General features: G+C 71.8%; 12 protein-coding genes. 6 read left to right on the top strand and 6 right to left on the bottom strand.

All coding sequences use genetic code 11. The features are described from left to right. Positions 1-32 precede the first annotated feature (32 nt). Positions 33-1,769: a thiamine pyrophosphate-binding protein gene (locus O0S08_RS02380; RefSeq protein WP_269037318.1), complete on the top strand. Its 1,737-nt coding sequence runs from the start codon at positions 33-35 to the stop codon at positions 1,767-1,769. Next, the gene (locus tag O0S08_RS02375; RefSeq protein ID WP_269037317.1) at positions 1,766-2,731 is read left to right on the top strand and encodes a 3-oxoacyl-ACP synthase III family protein; all 966 of its coding nucleotides are present in this window, start codon (positions 1,766-1,768) and stop codon (positions 2,729-2,731) included. Before O0S08_RS02380 ends, O0S08_RS02375 begins: the two co-directional genes overlap by 4 nt. Before the next feature lie 101 nt (positions 2,732-2,832). On the opposite strand, the gene O0S08_RS02370 is transcribed toward O0S08_RS02375, so the two are convergent. The 3 genes from O0S08_RS02370 to O0S08_RS02360 all read right to left on the bottom strand — a co-directional run bounded on the left by O0S08_RS02370 (position 2,833) and on the right by O0S08_RS02360 (position 6,359). Further along, on the bottom strand, positions 2,833-4,293 hold the full coding sequence (locus O0S08_RS02370) for a serine/threonine-protein kinase (RefSeq protein WP_269037316.1): 1,461 nt from the start codon (positions 4,291-4,293) through the stop codon (positions 2,833-2,835). Positions 4,294-4,652: 359 nt separating this feature from the next. Further along, a complete protein-coding gene (locus O0S08_RS02365; protein ID WP_269037315.1) occupies positions 4,653-5,030 on the bottom strand; it encodes a hypothetical protein in 378 nt (125 codons plus the stop codon). 102 nt (positions 5,031-5,132) lie between these two features. Continuing rightward, complete coding sequence (locus tag O0S08_RS02360) at positions 5,133-6,359, bottom strand: DUF2891 family protein (protein WP_269037314.1); 1,227 nt, start codon at positions 6,357-6,359, stop codon at positions 5,133-5,135. Between the two features lie 248 nt (positions 6,360-6,607). Here O0S08_RS02360 and O0S08_RS02355 point away from each other — a divergent pair, with 248 nt between their 5' ends. From O0S08_RS02355 to O0S08_RS02345, 3 genes are all read left to right on the top strand, one after another. Then, complete coding sequence (locus tag O0S08_RS02355) at positions 6,608-7,504, top strand: hypothetical protein (RefSeq protein WP_269037313.1); 897 nt, start codon at positions 6,608-6,610, stop codon at positions 7,502-7,504. Between the two features lie 235 nt (positions 7,505-7,739). Next, the gene (locus O0S08_RS02350; RefSeq protein WP_269037312.1) at positions 7,740-8,900 is read left to right on the top strand and encodes a PepSY-associated TM helix domain-containing protein; all 1,161 of its coding nucleotides are present in this window, start codon (positions 7,740-7,742) and stop codon (positions 8,898-8,900) included. Next, positions 8,887-9,048, top strand: a complete 162-nt coding sequence (locus O0S08_RS02345; protein WP_269037311.1) for a hypothetical protein — start codon at positions 8,887-8,889, stop codon at positions 9,046-9,048. The genes O0S08_RS02350 and O0S08_RS02345 overlap by 14 nt, the downstream gene beginning before the upstream one ends. Positions 9,049-9,106: 58 nt before the next feature. On the opposite strand, the gene O0S08_RS02340 is transcribed toward O0S08_RS02345, so the two are convergent. From O0S08_RS02340 to O0S08_RS02330, 3 genes are read right to left on the bottom strand one after another with little or no spacing between them, the layout of a single operon-like run. After that, entirely contained in the window at positions 9,107-10,534 is a 1,428-nt protein-coding gene (locus O0S08_RS02340; protein ID WP_269037310.1) for a phosphotransferase, read from the bottom strand. Beyond that, complete coding sequence (gene treS / locus O0S08_RS02335; protein ID WP_269037309.1) at positions 10,531-12,198, bottom strand: maltose alpha-D-glucosyltransferase; 1,668 nt, start codon at positions 12,196-12,198, stop codon at positions 10,531-10,533. Before treS ends, O0S08_RS02340 begins: the two co-directional genes overlap by 4 nt. After that, on the bottom strand, positions 12,195-14,246 hold the full coding sequence (locus tag O0S08_RS02330) for an alpha-1,4-glucan--maltose-1-phosphate maltosyltransferase (RefSeq protein ID WP_276082584.1): 2,052 nt from the start codon (positions 14,244-14,246) through the stop codon (positions 12,195-12,197). Before O0S08_RS02330 ends, treS begins: the two co-directional genes overlap by 4 nt. Here O0S08_RS02330 and O0S08_RS02325 point away from each other — a divergent pair. Continuing rightward, entirely contained in the window at positions 14,245-16,404 is a 2,160-nt protein-coding gene (locus tag O0S08_RS02325; RefSeq protein WP_269037307.1) for a bifunctional alpha,alpha-trehalose-phosphate synthase (UDP-forming)/trehalose-phosphatase, read from the top strand. The genes O0S08_RS02330 and O0S08_RS02325 overlap by 2 nt on opposite strands. Positions 16,405-17,027 lie beyond the last annotated feature (623 nt).

Genomic DNA, 17,027 nt, shown 5'->3' with positions numbered 1-17,027 from the left:
TTGATCGCCCGCCTCGCGTCACCAACCAATTGATGGCGACCGACGCCCCGCTCATTCATCAGCTCCTCGAGCAGCTCGAGCTCGAGGGCGTCTCGCACCTCTTCGGGGTGCCGGGCGGGCCGCTCAGCGCGCTGTTCGAGGCGCTGAAGGCCCGCGGGCGCATGCGCTTCGTGCTGGCGCGCCACGAGGCGGGCGCGGCGTTCATGGCCAACGCGCACGCGCGGGTCCGCGGCGAGCCGGCCGTCTGCTGCGTCACCTCGGGGCCCGGGGCCACCAACGCGCTCACCGGCGTGGCCGCGGCGCACGCCGACTCGCTGCCGGTCCTCTACCTCACGGGGCAAGTCGCGACCGGAATGTTCGGCCTCGGCGCGATCCAGGAGAGCACCTGGCACGGGGTCGACGTCGTCGAGATCTTGCGGCCGGTGACGAAGCTGTCGGCGATGGTGGTGACGGCGCAGATGGGCATGCGAATGCTACGACATGCGCTGCGCACCGCGACCACGGGCCGCCCCGGGCCGGTCCACCTCAACATCCCCGCCGACCTCGCGCGCGTGAAGGTGCCGTACGAGGTCCGCGAGCCGGCCAGCTATCGCCCGCAGCGCGTATCGGTGGCGCGCGCCGAGGACATCGAGCAGGCCGCGCGGCTGCTGGCGGGCGCGCGCCGGCCGACGCTGTTCGCCGGCCACGGGGTCGCGCTCGCCAGAGCCGAGCCGGCGCTGCTGCGGCTGGCGGAGCGGCTGCAGGCGCCGGTGGTGACCTCGCCGAAGGGCAAGTCGGTGTTCCCCGAGGATCACCCGCTGTCGCTCGGCGTGTTCGGCATGGGCGGCCACGCGCGGTCCGATCGCTACCTCGAGGACGACGACGTGATCCTCGTGATCGGCTCGAGCCTGGGCGAGTTCGCGTCGAGCGCGTGGAGCCAGCGGCTGCGAGCCCCGGTCGCGTTCGTGCAGATCGACGTCGACCCATTGCAGATCGGCAAGAACTACCCGGTGACGCTCGGCCTCGTGGGCGACGCGCGCGCGACCCTCGACGCGATCGCGGAGGCGATCCCGACCGGCGCGCCGCGGGCCGCACCGGAGGCGCTCGCTAGCCTGACGCGCGAGGTGCCGCGGTGGGAGCAGGCGGAGCAGCGGAGCTCCGAGGCCTCGCCGCTGTCGCCGCCGCGCGTGATCACCGAGCTGCGCGCGGCGCTGCCCGACGACGGCCTGTTGTTCGTCGACACCGGCAACTCGAGCCTGTGGGCCGGCCATCACTTCGAGGCGCGCCGGCCGGGCACCTACTTCATCGACATGGGCCTCGCGGCGATGGGCAGCGCGGTCGCGGGGGTGATCGGCGGAGCGCTGGCGGCTCCCGGGCGGCGCGCCGTGGCGCTCACCGGCGACGCGGCGTTCGCCATGCACGGCTTCGAGGTCCACACCGCCGTCGAGCTCGGCCTGCCGGTGACGTGGGTGGTGCTCGACAACGCGGGCCACGGGATGATCCAGCAGGGCGAACAGCTGGCGTTCGGCGGCGACGCGGGCTTCTACGGGTTCCGCCGCCGCATCGACGCCGCCGCGGTGGCGCGCGGGTTCGGGGCCGTCGGCGTCGAGGTCGACGACGTGCAGTCGCTGCGGGCGGCCCTGCGCGAGGCCCTCGCCGGCGCGCGCCCGACCGTGATCAACGTCCGCGTCGACCCGACCGTGATGGCGCCGACGCTGGCCCGCCGCGCCCGCGCGGTGGCGGAGTTCTTCGGCACCGAGCGCGCCCCCGGCCCGGCAGGTGCGGCGTGATCACGGAGGTCGGGATCCTCGGCCTCGGGCACGCGGTGCCGGACACGATCCGCCACAACGACGACCCGCTGTTCGCCGGGCTGCCGCACGCCGCCGGGTCGCCGTTCACCGGCTTCCGCGAGCGCCGCGTGCTGGCCCCCGGCGAGCGCGTCGAGGCGCTCGGCGTGCGCGCGGCCCGGGCCGCCCTCGCCGACGCCGGCGTCGCCGCAGGCGCGATCGACCGCCTGTACGGCGCGGTGTCGCCGGCCGAGCACGTGACGCCGAGCGGCCTGTTCGCGCTGCACGCCGAGCTCGGCCTGCGCCGCGACGCGACCGTGGTGCCGATCCACTCCGAGTTCACCAACTTCGTGGTCGCCTTGACGAGCGCGTGCGAGGCGGTCGCCGCCGGCCGCTGCGAGCGCGCGCTGGTGGTGGTCGCCGCCGGCTGGAGCCGCCTGGTCGATTACGCCGACGCCGGGGCGTTCGGGATCGGCGACGGGGCGGGCGCGGTGGTGGTCGGCCGCGGCGGCTCGCTCCGCTTCGTCGACGAGCTCGGCGAGACCTACAGCGAGCTGCGCGAGGCGATGACTGTGCAGCTCCGACGACCGCGACGCGCCGCCGAACCGAACCCCGACCCACAGCTCACCTTCGTGTTCGAGGCCGCCGCCCGCCGCGTCTACGAGGAGCTGGCGACCGCGGCGCCGCTGCGGCTATGGAGCACCCTGCTGGCCCGCCACGGCCTGTCGCCGGCCGACGTCGCGCTCGTCACCCACCAGCCCAACCGCCCCGTCCTCGCGGCCTGGCAACAACACCTCGGCCCGGCCGAGCTGCCGAGCGTGGTCGAGACCCTCGGCAACTGCACCCTGGCGACCGCGGCGATCGTCCTGTCGCTGCACGCCCGCTCGCTGCAGAGCCGCCACGTGGTGCTGATGGGCCTCGGCTGCGGCCAGAACTTCGCGGCGATGCTGCTGCGCCGTACGTGACGCAATGTCCTTAAGGACATATTACGGAACCATCCCGGCGGCATCGCTATGGCGAGGCGAGAGGGACGAGGGTGACGTCGAGGCGTGAGTTACTGGCTGCCTCATTGCCCCGAGCGCCACGGATCGACCACCTTGGGTCGGCCCTTGGTGGGGCGTTTGCGCGAGGGCTGCTTCGGCTTCTCGGGCGCCGGTGCGGCCTCGGCCTTCGAAGCGGCCTCGGACACCGCCGGGGCGCTCGCAGCTGGGCTCGCGCCCGCCAGCGGGTGTTCGGCCGGCGCGACGGATGGGCTCGGCGGTCCCGCCTCCGTGACGAGCGAGGGCGCCGCAGACACCTCCACGGTAGCGGGCTCTGGCACCATTTCTCCCCCCGTGCCCCCGTGAACGGGCTCGTCCCGCGGCCACGCGACCCATCCCAAGATCGCCGCGACCCCGAGGAGCGCCGCGCTTCCCAGGCCGTAGGCCATCCCCCACCTTCGTCGTGGAAGCACGGCGACAGGCTCCGTGGTCTGCACACGAACGTCCCCAGGCCGCGGCTTGCGGCCTCCGATCGTAGTCGTCGCGGTGACGGGTTCCGGATCCGGTACCTGTTCGACGGCGGGGGCACGCCGAAGGACGACGGTCACGTCGTCGCTCGTACTCTCGGGGCTGGGGACACCACGTAGAGCGGCGAGGATGTCGGCGCGCAGCGCGGTCATCGAAAGGGTCCTCGCCTCGCGCTCACGGGCGATCGCGCGGAGGATCAATGCATCGACCTCGGGCGGGATGAGCACGCCGGGGGGCGCGGAGCGGCTCGGGGGCGCAGCGTCGCGGACCGCGAGTTGCATGGCGACGTCCATGTGCGTACCGCGGAATGGAGCCTGGCAGCCGACCAGCCGATACATCAAGATGCCGAGGGCGTACACGTCCACGCGCGGGTCCGGCTGCTCGCCCCGGAACATCTCCGGTGCCATGTACTCGGCGGTGCCCATCCATACCCCGGTCGAGGTTCGTGGCGCATCCGCCCCCTCCCCCTCCGAGTCCATCCACTTCGCTATGCCGAAGTCCAGCACCTTGATGAAATCATCATGGCCGGCCACTGTCGTGCGAACGCAATTGGACAGCTTGATGTCGCGGTGAATAATGCCATGAGCATGGGCGACCTCCAGGGCGCTGGCGATCTGGTCGGCGATGGCCAGCGCCCGATCCCAGGGGATCGACCCCTCCCGGTACGAAAGATCGGCCAGGCTCTCGCCGGCGATCAGTTCCATCACCATGTACACGAAACCTGGGGCCGGCGCGGCGAAGTCCAGGACGCGCACCACGTTGTCGTGGCGGATCCGCAGCGCCGCTCTGGCCTCGCGACGGAACCGCTTCACCCACTCCGCGTCGTGAGCGAAGCGCGGACTCAACAGCTTCACGGCCACCTGTTCGCCGAGCTCGATGTGCTCGGCGCGATACACGGTCCCCATACCCCCGGCCCCGAGCACCTCGAGGATTCGGTAACGGTTGTCCAATACCGCACCGATCAAGTCCTCGGGTTCGTGAGCGCGCAGCTCCGCCCAGTCTTCCCCCGCCTCGACCATGTCAGGGCCCGATTTTCCTATACCCTGTGACGCCTCACAAGCCGCCTGTGGTCCCTCTCACGGTGCGCATATACGGGCAACGGCCGGCCGGCCGTCTTCGCGCGCGAAGACGTGCTGCTCGACGAAATCGAGGCACAGCCCACAACACCGCCATCGGCCGGGCCTCGAACACACATACCATTGGCTGTCGTCGGTCCTGACTCGCTCGCCAGCAGACACGCGCGCCGATACAGCGACATTGCGGCGCGCGGAGGCGCTCGCCTCGCGCGGCCTGCGTGAACGTACGGCCGCACGACATTGCCCGCCGGAGCTCCCGGCGGGAACGCGGGCGGCAGCTCCGGGCGCCCGAGCGGCGCAGCTCACTCGGTGTCGGCGACCCCGGCGAAGGCGCGCTTGTACAGCCAGGTCTTCACGTCTTCCTGGCTCATGCACCACAGCAGATAGGCGCCGAACACCAGCGGCACGGCCAGTTGCAGCTGCAGGGCCAGCGACAGGTAGCCGAGGACGGCGCCGACGGCGAACACAGCCAGGACGCCGATCAGGACGTTGAGCCCGCCGACCACCAGCGCCAGCGTCCGCGCGCTCTCGCTGCCCCGCACGAGGCCGACCACCAGGAACAGCTTGAGCGAGAGGTTGACGTAATCGCCGATGGTGTGGCCGCCCTCGGCGATGCGCATGACCTGCATCGTGGTGGCGAGGGCGAGGAGAGCGAGGGCGACGATCAGCTTGACGGGCATGGGGGTACGGGGACGAGACCGCACCCGCCGGGCCGGGTCAAGCGGTTTCTCGCCGGCGGCAGCCCGAGAAGCTTCGGAGCTCCCGGGCTCGCCGCGACGACCTCACGGCTCGTAGGTCAGGGCGATCGCGTGGACCCCGAACTGCGCGACCCAGTGCGAATAATTATAATAATCCTCGGCCCAGTATTCGGGGTGATCGATGTGGGTCAGCAGGTGGTCGAGGTACAGGTCGCGCAGGGCAGTATCACCGGTCGCGCGGTAGCCGGCGTAGAGGCCCCAGGCGCGCGAGAAGTTGAGGCCGCTGATATGCGCCGCCGCGGGCATGGCGATCGGCGTCAGCACCGGGTCGGCGGGCAGCCAGGAATCGAGCCAGGCGGTCGCCTCGCGCTGCGGCCACATGGTGGCCAGGGCCAGCGCGCGGTGCAGGCACGGCGGGAAGAAGTCGTCGGCGTCGGCCTCCTCCTGCGCGAATGGGCACAGCGCGTCGAATTGCTCGACCACCGCGGGGGGCAGCAGCAGCTCCTCCATCTCGGCCGCCAGCGCGGCGTCGCCGGTGAACTGCCCCCATTGCCACAAGTTGAGGATCGCCCACGACAGGTTTAAATAATCGTCGCGCAGCATCCCGGCCTCGAACTGGGCCGGCGTCCGGTCGAGCACATAGTCCCGCAGCTGCGTCGAGATCTCCGTCGCCAGCGGCACCAGATCGGTGGCCCCGGTGATCCGCTCGCGCGCCCGCGCCAGGGTCAAGAACCACGCGTAGCCGTAGGGGATCTCCTGCGGATACGCGACCGCCTTCACGTTGTCGAGCTCGGCCTCGAGCCCCGCCGGCGTCATCTTGGCCTCGGCCGCCTCGAGGTAGCTCGCGTCGCCGGTGTGCTCGTGGATGATGTGCAGGGCATAGGTGGCGTGGACCGACGAGTGCCAGTCGATGCAGCCGTTCCACACCGGGTGATCGGTGTCGACCTTGGCGATGCAGCTGACGATCGGCGGCGCCAGCGTCTCGAGCAGCGAGGCGCGCTGAGCCTCGAAGTCCTCCCACACGCCGTCGCCCGTGGTGCTCGTGCCGTCGCCCGTGGTCGTGCTCGTGCTCGTGCTCGTCGGCGCGACGGTGGTCGTCGGCTCGCCAGTGCCGGTCGTGGTGCTCGCGTCCGTGGTGCTCGCGTCCGTCGTGCTCGCGTCCGTCGTGCTCGCGTCCGTCGTGCTCGCGTCCGTCGTGCTCGTGTCCGTCGCGCTCGCGCCGGAGGTGTCGCCGGCCGAGGTGCCGCCGTCGTCGCCGCAGGCCGACAGCGCGAACGCGGAGATCAGGAACAGACGCTCGAGGATTCGCACCCTCGCAGCGCTATCCCGCCGTCACCCGGGTGTCAACGCCGCGCGCCCGCGCAGCAGGCGTGAGCCGCCCCGCGGCCGGCACCCCGCACGCGATTCATGGACCGCAACCTCATCATCAGCCCGATCGGGCCCACCGTCGTGCCACCGTCGCCACACCCGCGTCCGTGGCCAGCGGCTCGGTGCGCAGCGGCGCGAGGCGGCCCCGAAGCGCACCCGCGGTTCACGTCGACGTCGGGTACACTGCGACGGTGTTTTGGCGTAAGCGAGACCCGGGCCCAGAGATCGCCGACGTCGCAGCGGCCGTCGAGGATCGCGAATTGTTCACGCGACGGGCCCGGCAGGCGGCCGAGGAGTTCGGCGTGAAGGTGCTCGGCAGCGCACGCCCGTACTTCTGGAATCCGCCCGAGAAGCCGGCCCATCTCGCCGGCAAGTTCGAGGGCCTCGGTGACTGGATGTGGGCCTGCCAGGAGGCGATCTTCGAGATCTGGTTCCACCTCGGCCCGGCCGCGCTGGAAGACCTCGGCCGGGTGGCTTTCGGCGCGTACGACTGGACGCAGGCGCACGCGACCGACGCCCTGTGCCGCCTCGCCCTCGCCGGCATCGAGACCGAGCAGATCGCCGGCCAGATCGCGCAGGCGCTGCCGGAGTGGCGCTACGAGCAGGTCATGCGCGTCCGCGAGATCGTCGGCCGCCTCGCCGCCCGCTCGGAGGCGCTCCAGCGAGCGTACGACGACCTCGTCGCCCAGTACCGCGAAGACGACCCGGTCGACGCCTACGAACTCGTCGCCGCTCTGGCCCACGCCGACCCCGCTCACACGCGCGAGAGGTACCGCGAATTCCTGCGCGGTCTGATGGACGGGATCGGGCTCGAAGGCCGCACCGCGTTCGACGACGGGCACGTGGTCTCCACTCCCGACGGCGAGGGTGTCATCGCTCGCAGTGGCCCGACCCATCCCCTGATCGAGGCCTATCACCAGATCCGCGCCGCTCTCCTGCTCCACGAGCTCGATCCCGCGGACGAGGAAGTGACGCGCAGGCTGCAGACCTGGGCGGAGCAACATCCGGACGAAGCGGTGCGAAGCGAGCTTCGCGAGCTCCTCTCGCCGCCGAGCGACGACGCGAGCTCGCAAGGCCTCCCTTCGTAGCCGCGGCCCCGCGAGCTCGCTCGCCGATCGGGGCCGGCGTGGCCCCGACGAAATGCCCGAAGGAACATGTCCTCGGGGCCACCCACGGAGCGCGCCTCCGGCTCGGGCTCCCGTCGGGCCGGCGCTCACCGCAGGACCGCCGCTCGCTCGCGGAGGTTCGAAGCAGCCCCCGCCGCTCGGCCGCAGGCCGTTGATCGCCGGCCGGCATTCTGATATTGATAGTCAAAATCACACCGTGCAACCGTCGACCTCCCGCTGGTTCCGCCTGAACCTCCAGATCCACCGCTGGGCGAGCCTCGTCGCCACCCTGCCGTTCCTCGTGCTGTGTCTGACGGGCGCAGTGTTGGTCTTCCGCGAGGAGATCGACGCCGCGCTGGGGGTGGTGCCGGTCCGCGCGGCGGAGGGCGAGGCGCGGGTCGGCGACTGTCTGGCGACGCTGGGGCGCGAGTTCCCGGACCAGCGGGTGCTCAGCGTCGGGCTCGACCCGCTGAACCATCCCGGGGTGATGCTCGGGGTGGTCGCCGCGCCCGAGGAGACCGGCTTCGAGCGCGCGCGGCTGGCCTACTTCGAGCTGGCGAGCGGGCGCATGCTCGGCGACGACGAGGACCCCGACAGGAGCTTCACCGGCGTCCTGCTCGAGCTGCACGCCGAGTGGTTCCTCGGCCTGCCCGGGCGCCTCCTCGGCGCGCTCGTCGGCCTGCTGGTGCTCGCCTCGCTGCTGTCGGGCCTCGTCCTCTACGCGCCCTACGTGCGACGGATCGCCTATGGCGTCATCCGCAGGGGCCGCGGCGCCCGCCTGGCGCAGCTCGACCTGCACAACTTCATCGGCGCGGTGGTGCTCGGGTGGGCCGTGGTCGTCAGCCTGTCGGGCTTCTTGCTCGGCTTCAGCACCATCGCGCTGGGCGTGTGGCAGATGACCGACCTGGCCGCGATCCGCCAGGAGTACAGCGATGCCACGCCGGTCGACGCCCGACACCCGCCGGTGTCGGTCCCGCGGGTGATCGAGGTCGCCACTGCGCACGCGAGGTCCGGGTGGGGGGTGCGATCGATCCTCTACCCCGGCATGGACCTCACCACCCCGCGCCACTACGCGGTGCTGCTCGGCGGCACGGAGGGCCTCGAGGCGCGCATGATCGACGCGGTGATGATCGACGCCGACACCGGCGAGGTCGCCCGCGACGTCGAGCTGCCGGGCTACCTGCACGCGATGTTCCTGGCGGAGCCGCTGCACTTCGGCGACTACGGCGGCCTGCCGCTCAAGCTGCTGTGGACCGCGTGCAACCTGCTGACCCTCTTCATCACCGCCAACGGCGCGTGGCTGTTCTTCGACCGCCGCAGGGCCCAGCGCCTGCGGCCCGGCCGCGCCGCGGAAGGAGCCGGCGATGAAGGGGCGTGAGCCGTGGCTGGGGCTGGTGACGATCGCCGGCCTGGTGGCGATGCTGCTCGGCGAGGGGCTCGTGGACGCCGCGGGGCTGGCGGCCGCCGCCGTGCCGCTCGGCTACGGCGGGCAGGCGTGGTGGCGAGCGCGCCGCTCGCGGTCCTGAAGGACATGTTTTAAAGAGCATGTCCGTCTGGACATGCGCGAAAGAACATCCGGGCGCCTCAGAACTGCGACGCGCGCGGCCAGGTCTGCGAGGGTATGGCCTCGCTCAGGGCGACCAGCGACTGCAGCGGGACCCACGCGAAGTCGGGGCGGTAGTCGAGCTCGTAGGCCAGCTCGTGGTAGCTGCGCTCGATCACGCAGGCGCGCAGCAGCGGCGACGACTGGGCGGCGGGCAGCGGCGAGCCGGGCGTGGCGGCGGCGTCGTAGCCGGCCAGGAACGCGGCGGAGGTCGCCTCTTCCCAGGCGCGGCCGCCCTTGCCGACCAGGCTGGCGTAGGCGAACGAGCGCAGCATGCCGGCGACGTCGCGCTGCGGCAGCTGTCGGAGGCTGCGCTCGGCCAGCGGCCGGGTCGGCTCGCCCTCGAAGTCGAGGATCGCCCACGTATTGGCGGACGGGTCGTAGAGGACCTGGCCGAGGTGGTAGTCGCCGTGGATACGGATCTGCACGCCCGCGGCGGTGCGCAGGCGCTCCTCGGCGTCGGCCAGCAGGGCCTCGCTGCGGGACGCCGCGACCTCGGCGAGCGCGCGGACCTCGGGCGGCAAGCCGCGGTAGCGGTGGGCCAGGCGGCCGAGCGCGGCGGCGGCCGTCTGGCGCAGGCCGACCACCCAGCGGGCGCGGTCGGCCGCCACCACCGCGCGGGTGGCCATCCCGGTCGACTCGTCGTCGGTGGTCAGCGCCTCGTGCAGCGCCCGCGTGGCGGCCCCGAGCGCGCGCGCCGGGCCGGTCATGTCGGCGCGGGCCAGCGCGTAGGTCCAGCCGTCGACGCGGCCGGGCAGGAACGCGTGCAGCACCCCGGCCGCGGCCGTGCCCTCGCCGGTCTCGACCGTCAGCTCGGCCAGCAGCGGCGGCGCGTGGGGGAAGCCGCGGGCGGTGAGGAAGCGGCCGACCTCGATCTCCGGGTGGCGGCCGACCTCGATGCGGCGGAACAGCTTGAGCACCCCGGCCTCGCCGAGCACCGCGGCGGTGTTGCTCTGCTCGCCGCCGACCAGGCGCACGCCCGCCAGGGCGCCGGCGCAGATCGGGCGGCCCGAGGCGCGCGCGGTCCAGTGGGCGCCCTGGCCGGGGAAGCCGGCGCCGGCGCGCAGGGCCGCCGCCAGGGCGACGAACACCTCCGGCGCGTCGCTGGCCTCGACCAGCGCCAGCCGGGCGCCCTCGCAGGGCACCTCGATGCTGTTCTTCGGGACATGTTCGTGAGGACCTGCCCCATCGATCAGCTGGGTGCGCAGCAGCACCTGGGTGGTCCACGGCCGCTCGGCCTCGGCGGCGAGCAGGCACAGGGCCGCGTCGGCGCCGACGCGGGCGACGCCGACCAGCTTGACCGCGCGGGCGCCGGCGGGGAACCACCGCCGGCCGGCGAGGAAGGCCAGCCATGTCTCGGAGGACAGGTCGGCCAGGGCCGCGAGGTCGAGCGCGGGGCGGGCGGTCACGGGCCCTCCGGGCGCCGGTCGGGCGCTTGCAACGCGAACCAGTAGAACGCGTGCGGCGACATCGTCAGCAGGTAGGGCAGCTGGCCGATGCGGGGGAACGGCCGGTCGCTCCACATCTCGACCGGGATGAAGCCCTCGTAGGCGCGCAGGTCGAGCTCGGCGAACTGGGCGAAGCGTGACAGGTTGTGCACGCACAGCAGCAGCTCGTCGCCGTGGCGGCGGAAGAACGCCAGCACCGCGCGGTTCTCGGGGTAGAGCGCCTCGAAGCCGCCGCCGCCGAACGCCTGGAAGCGCCGGCGCACGCGGACCAGCCGGCGCATCCAGCGGAGCAGCGAGGTGCCGGTGCGCTCCTGGGCGTCGACGTTGATGTCGGAGAAGCTGTAGGGCGGGTCGACCAGCACCGGCGCGAACAGGGCCGCGCTGTCGGCCCGCGAGAACCCGGCGTTGCGGTCGGCGCTCCACTGCATCGGCGTGCGCACCCCGTTGCGGTCGCCGAGGAAGATGTTGTCGCCCATGCCGAGCTCGTCGCCGTAGTAGATCACCGGCGTGCCCGGCATCGACATCAGCAGCGCGCACATCAGCTCGATCTGCCGCCGGCCGTTGTCCATCAGCGGCGCCAGCCGGCGGCGGATGCCGATGTTGATGCGCATCCGCGGGTCCTTGGCGTACTCGCGGTACATGTAGTCGCGCTCCTCGTCGGTCACCATCTCGAGCGTGAGCTCGTCGTGGTTGCGGAGGAACATGGCCCACTGGCAGGCCTCGGGGATCGCCGGCGTGCGCGCGAGGATCTCGACGATCGGGGTGCGGTCCTCGCGGCGCAGCGCCATGTACATGCGCGGCATCAGCGGGAAGTGGAACGCCATGTGGCACTCCGGCTCGGTGTCGCTGCCGAAGTACGGCAGGACGTCCTCGGGCCACTGGTTGGCCTCGGCGAGGAACAGCCGCCCGGGGAACTCGGCGTCGAGCGCGGCCCGCATCTCTCGCAGCACCGCGTGCGTCTCCGGCAGGTTCTCGCAGTTGGTGCCCTCGCGCTCGCACAGGTACGGCACCGCGTCGAGGCGCAGGCCGTCGACGCCGAGCGCCAGCCAGAAGCGCATGACGTCGAGCACCAGCTTGCGCACCGTCGGGTTGTCGAAGTTGAGGTCGGGCTGGTGGCTGAAGAAGCGGTGCCAGTAGAACTGGCCGGCCAGCGGGTCCCAGGCCCAGTTCGAGTTCTCGGTGTCGGTGAAGATGATGCGCGCCCCGGCGTAGCGGGTCGGGTCGTCGCTCCACACGTAGAGCTCGCGCTCCGGCGAGCCCTTGGGCGCCCGCCGGGCCCGCTGGAACCACGGGTGCTGGTCCGAGGTGTGGTTGATGACGAGCTCGGTGATGACCTTGAGCCCGCGCAGGTGCGCCTCGGCGAGGAAGCGCTTGAAGTCGTCCATCGTCCCGTAGCGCGGGTTTATCGACTCGTAGTCGGCGATGTCGTAGCCGTCGTCCTTGAGCGGCGACGGATAGAACGGCAGCAGCCACAAGCACGTGACCCCCAGCTCGGCCAAGTAGTCGAGCTTGGCGGTGAGCCCCGGGAAGTCGCCGTAGCCGTCGCCGTCGCTGTCGTTGAACGACTTGACGTGGAGCTGGTAGATGATGGCGTGCTTGTACCAGAGCGGCTCGTTTTCGCTCATGTGACCTCCACGTCGATGTAATTGCGCACCAGTCGGAACAAGTGCCCGGGTTGACCCGCAGGATCGAGCCGAACGTAGTTTCGGCTGCCTCTCCACTCGTAGCGCGCGCCGGTGACCAGGTCCTCGACCATGTAGAGCTCGTCGGCGGCGATCCCGAGCACCTCGAGGGGCACCTCGACCCACCCGCCCTGCTCCTTCGACCAGTCGCAGTTGATCGCGACCATCACGTCGCCGACCGGACCGGGCGCGCGCTTGAGGTAGAACAGGATGTTCGGGTTGTCGCAGGGGTGAAAGCTCAGGTTGTCGTAGCGCTGCAGCGCCGGGTGCTCGCGCCGCACCCGATTGAGCTGGGTGATCTCGGCGGCCAGGCTGTCCTTGACCGAGTAGTCGCGGTGGCGCAGCTCGTACTTCTCCGAGTCGAGGTACTCCTCCGAGCCGGCGCGCAGCGGCGTGTTCTCACCCACCTCGTAGCCGCTGTAGATGCCGTAGGTCGGCCCGAGAGTGGCCGCCAGCAGCAGGCGGATCCGGAACGCCGCGCGCCCGCCCTTCTGCAGGTGCTCGGGCAGGATGTCCGGCGTGTTGATGAAGAAGTTGCCGCGGTAGTACTCCTTCATCGGCCCCTGAGTCAGCTCGGTGAAGTAGTCCTTGAGCTCCTCCGCGGTCGTGCGCCACGTGAAGTACGTGTACGACTGCGTGAAGCCGGCCTTCGCCAGCCAGCGCATGCGCTTGGGCCGGGTGAACGCCTCGGCCAGGAACAGCACGTCGGGGTGCTGCTGCTGCACCTCCTCGATCAGCCACTCCCAGAACGCCAGCGCCTTGGTGTGCGGGTTGTCGACGCGGAAGATCGTCACCCCGTGCGCGACCCAGAACAGGACGATGTCCTTGCACGCCTGCCACAGCGCCTCGCGGTCGTCGCACCAGAAGTCGAGCGGGTAGATGTCCTGGTACTTCTTCGGCGGGTTCTCGGCGTACTTGATGGTGCCGTCGGGCCGGACGAAGAACCACTCGGGGTGCTCCTTCAGCCACGGGTGATCGGGCGAGCACTGCAGCGCGTAGTCGAGGGCGATCTCGACGCCGAGGCTGCGGGCGGTGCGGGCGAAGCGGTCCCACTCGGCGAGCGTGCCGAGCTCCGACGCGACCGCGGTGTGGCCCCCGCCCTCGCCGCCGATCGCCCACGGGCTGCCGACGTCGCCCGGCTCCGCGGTCAGGCTGTTGTTCTTGCCCTTGCGCGAGGTCAGGCCGATCGGGTGGATCGGCGGCAGGTAGACCACGTCGAAGCCCATCGCGGCGATGCGGTACAGCGCCCGCTCGGCGTCGACGAAGCGGCCGTGCACCCCTGGCTCGCCGCACGAGCGGGGGAAGAACTCGTACCAGCTGCCGAAGCGGGCGCGCGTGCGGTCGACCCGGACGCGGAAGACCTGCGGGTACTCGGTGCGGTCGTCGGGCGCGTGGTGTCGCGCCATCAGCGCTCGCAGCTCCGCGTTCTGCGCCGCGACCGCTCGCTCGGCCGGCCCGCGCTCCGGGTCGCGTAATTCGCCCGCGATCCGCATGAGCAAGCTCCTGTCGCCGTCGCTCGCGGCGCGCGCGGCGGCGTCCACCATGGCTGCCCCTTCGAGCAGCTCGGAGTGGATCGCCTGACCGGCGGCGAACTTCTTCTCGAGCTCGACCCGCCAGGTCGTGAAGCGATCGGTCCACGCCTCGACGGTGAACTCCCAGGTGCCGGTGCGGTCGAGCAGGATGCGGGCGAACCAGCGGTCGCTGTCGTAGTCGTAGCGCAGCGGCGCGGTCTGCCACCCGCCTCCGGGGCCGCACCAGCGCGCCTGCGCGGCGAGCCGGTCGTGGCCGTCCTTGAAGATGTCGGCCTCGACCACCAGCTCTTCGCCGACGATGCGCTTGACCGCGTGGCGACCGTCGTCGAGGGCCGGCGACACGGCCTCGATGATGATCCGTTCAGGGGGGCGGGAGGAGGAGCGGACGACGTTCGGTGGCACGGCGTGGGTCGAGGGGCGAGTTGCCCGCCGGGGATGTAAGCGCAAACTCGGGACCATGTCACGCCTGCTCGTCGTCTCCAACCGCTTGCCCGTCACCGTGAGCGCCGCGCAAGGCGACGCGATCGTGACCCCGAGTATGGGCGGCCTTTCGACCGGGCTACGCGGACCCTTCGAGCGCTCACAAGGGCTGTGGATCGGCTGGCCCGGCGACCTGTCGAAGCTCGACGACGCAGCCCGCGCATCCGCGATGAAGGAGCTGCAGGCCCTGCGCACCCTGCCGGTCGAGCTGACCGCCGACGAGCTCCGCCAGTACTACGAAGAATTCGCCAACGGCGTGCTGTGGCCGGTCTTTCACTACTTGCTCGACCGGATCCCCGTGCACTCCGGCGGCTGGGAGATGTACCGCCGCGTCAACGCCAAGTTCGCCGCCGCGGTCGCCGCGCAGTACCGCCCGGGCGACACGATTTGGGTCCACGACTACCAGCTCCTGCTGCTGCCCGGCATGCTGCGCGAGCAGCTGCCCGACGCGCGGATCGGCTTCTTCCTCCACATCCCGTTCCCCGCGTCCGAGGTGTTCCGCATGCTGCCGTGGCGAGAAGATGTCCTTCGCGGCTTGCTCGGTGCCGACCTCATCGGCTTCCACACGCCGTCGTACGCCCGCAACTTCGCGTCCGCGGTGGTGCGCCTGCTCGGCCACGAGCCCGTCGTCGACGAGCTCAACGTCGCCGGGCGCAAGGTCCGCTTCCGGGCCTTCCCGATGGGCATCGACACCGAGACCTTCACCGCCAAGGTCCAGCCGAGCGACGAGGTGTACCGCCCGCGGCCCGGCGAGCACCTGCTGCTCGGCGTCGACCGCCTCGACTACACCAAGGGCATCCGCCGCCGCCTGTCGGCCGTCGAGCGCGTGCTGCTGCGCCGGCCCGACCTGCGCGGCAAGCTGCGCATGCTGCAGATCGCCGTGCCCTCGCGCGAGAAGGTCGTCGCGTACCAGGACTACCGCCGCCGCGTCGAGGAGATGGTCGGCGCGATCAACGGCCGCTGCTCCTCCCTCATCGACGCGCCGATCCACTACATGTACCGCGGCTTCCCGCAGGAGCAGCTGATCGAGCTCTACCGCGCCGCCTCGGTCATGCTCGTCACGCCCACGCGCGACGGCATGAACCTGGTCGCCAAGGAGTTCGCCGCCGCGCGGACCGACGGCGACGGCGTGCTGGTGCTCAGCGAGTTCGCCGGCGCCGCCGAGGAGATGCCCGAGGCGCTGCAGGTCAACCCGTTCGACGTCGACGGCATGGCGCAGGCGATCGAGCAGGCGATCGACATGTCGGAGGGCGAGCGGCGCAACCGCATGGCGGGCCTGCGGGCCCGCGTGCTCCGCTTCGACGTCCACCGCTGGGCCGAGGACTTCCTGGCCGCGCTGGACGACGCCGAGCTCGGCACGCCGAGCGAGCCGACCCCGGCGCTGGCCGTGGGCGCCGTCGCCGAGGCCGCCCGCGCCGCCGTCCTCGCCGGCCGCCGCGTCGTCGTCCTGCTCGACTACGACGGCACCCTGGTCCCGATCGCCCCCCGCCCCGAGCTCGCCGCCCCCGACCGCGAGCTCCTGCGGCTGCTCGAGCAGCTGTCCACGAAGACAGGTCTCTCGACACATGTCCTCTCGGGCAGGCCGTACCCCGACGTCGAGCGCTGGCTCGGCGACCTCCGCATCAACCTCCACGCCGAGCACGGCATGTACTCGCGCGTCGACGGCGAGTGGCGGGCCCGCGGCGCCGTGCCCGAGGACCTGCGCGAGAAGGTGCTGGCCACCCTCGAGCGCGTGGCCGCCAACACCCCCGGCAGCCACGTCGAGCTCAAGGCGGCCGGCCTGGCCTGGCACTACCGCCTGGCCGAGCGCGAGCAGGGCGCCCACCAGGCCCGCGAGCTGCGGCTGCACCTGCGCGAGCTGCTGGTCGGCACCCCGCTCGAGGTCCTGCTCGGCGACAAGGTCGTCGAGGTCCGCCCGCGCGGCGTGCACAAGGGCCTCATCGCCAGCGCGGTCGTCCGCCCCGAGGACCTGGTGATCGTCGTCGGCGACGACCGCACCGACGAGGACATGTTCGCCGCCGCCCCCGAGGGCGCCTTCACCGTCAAGGTCGGCCCCGGCGCCACCGCGGCCAGGTACCGCGTCCAGGACGTCGCCGGCACCCGCGCCCTCCTGCGCGCGCTCGGCGAGCGGCTGTGATGCTGCGCTGAAGGACATGTCCGCAAGGACATGGCCCAAGGGCCATCCATGGTGAGCTCGGTCTTCGGCGCATCCGGCTCGCACTGGCTCGCGAATACATGTCCGAGAAGCCATGCTCGTGCCGGTTCGATGACCCGCGAGCGTCGTCGCGGCCCACGCCGCGGCGCGCTCGGCGAGCTTCGGCGCGCACCCGCGAGGAGGCCCCGAAGCGTCGTGAGCCAGAGCTGCCGACGCAGCGCAGTCGCCTGGGGACTTCGACCCCGCACGCCTCGAAGCGGACCTCCGCCGCCGCACGAGCCCGTCGCCCTGGCGGCCGCCCCGCCGCGCGGCTGGGACGTCTACTTCCGACCTCGGCAACCTCGGCGGAGCGACCCGGCGACGACGCGGACGAGACCAGGTTCCCCTGGCGAGCCGTGACCGGCCCCGAGGCCGCAGGCAGGCTCGACGCACCCTCGCCCGACGAAGCGATCGCCTCGTCGCCGTCGAGCTCGAGCTGACACGGACGTCATCGTCCCATTCCCCGCGAGGGAGCGCGACGGAACCTGTTCACCCCGGCCCTGTGCGCAGCGAATGCAGCAGCCGGATCGGTCGCCGATTTCGCCGCCGTCATTCTTGACCCGGCG

Source organism: Nannocystis punicea (genome assembly GCF_026965555.1).
GTDB classification, from domain to species: Bacteria; Myxococcota_A; Polyangia; order Nannocystales; family Nannocystaceae; genus Nannocystis; species Nannocystis punicea.
Note: the sequence above shows the minus strand (reverse complement) of the source record. Positions and strands in the feature narration are given on the sequence as shown.

Coding starts and splice junctions, on each gene's coding strand:
- O0S08_RS02380 (WP_269037318.1), top strand. CDS start 33: ATGGCGACCGACGCCCCGCTCATTCATCAGCTCCTCGAGCAGCTCGAG.
- O0S08_RS02370 (WP_269037316.1), bottom strand. CDS start 4,293: ATGGTCGAGGCGGGGGAAGACTGGGCGGAGCTGCGCGCTCACGAACCC.
- O0S08_RS02365 (WP_269037315.1), bottom strand. CDS start 5,030: ATGCCCGTCAAGCTGATCGTCGCCCTCGCTCTCCTCGCCCTCGCCACC.
- O0S08_RS02345 (WP_269037311.1), top strand. CDS start 8,887: ATGAAGGGGCGTGAGCCGTGGCTGGGGCTGGTGACGATCGCCGGCCTG.
- treS (WP_269037309.1), bottom strand. CDS start 12,198: ATGAGCGAAAACGAGCCGCTCTGGTACAAGCACGCCATCATCTACCAG.
- O0S08_RS02325 (WP_269037307.1), top strand. CDS start 14,245: ATGTCACGCCTGCTCGTCGTCTCCAACCGCTTGCCCGTCACCGTGAGC.
- O0S08_RS02330 (WP_276082584.1), bottom strand. CDS start 14,246: ATGGTCCCGAGTTTGCGCTTACATCCCCGGCGGGCAACTCGCCCCTCG.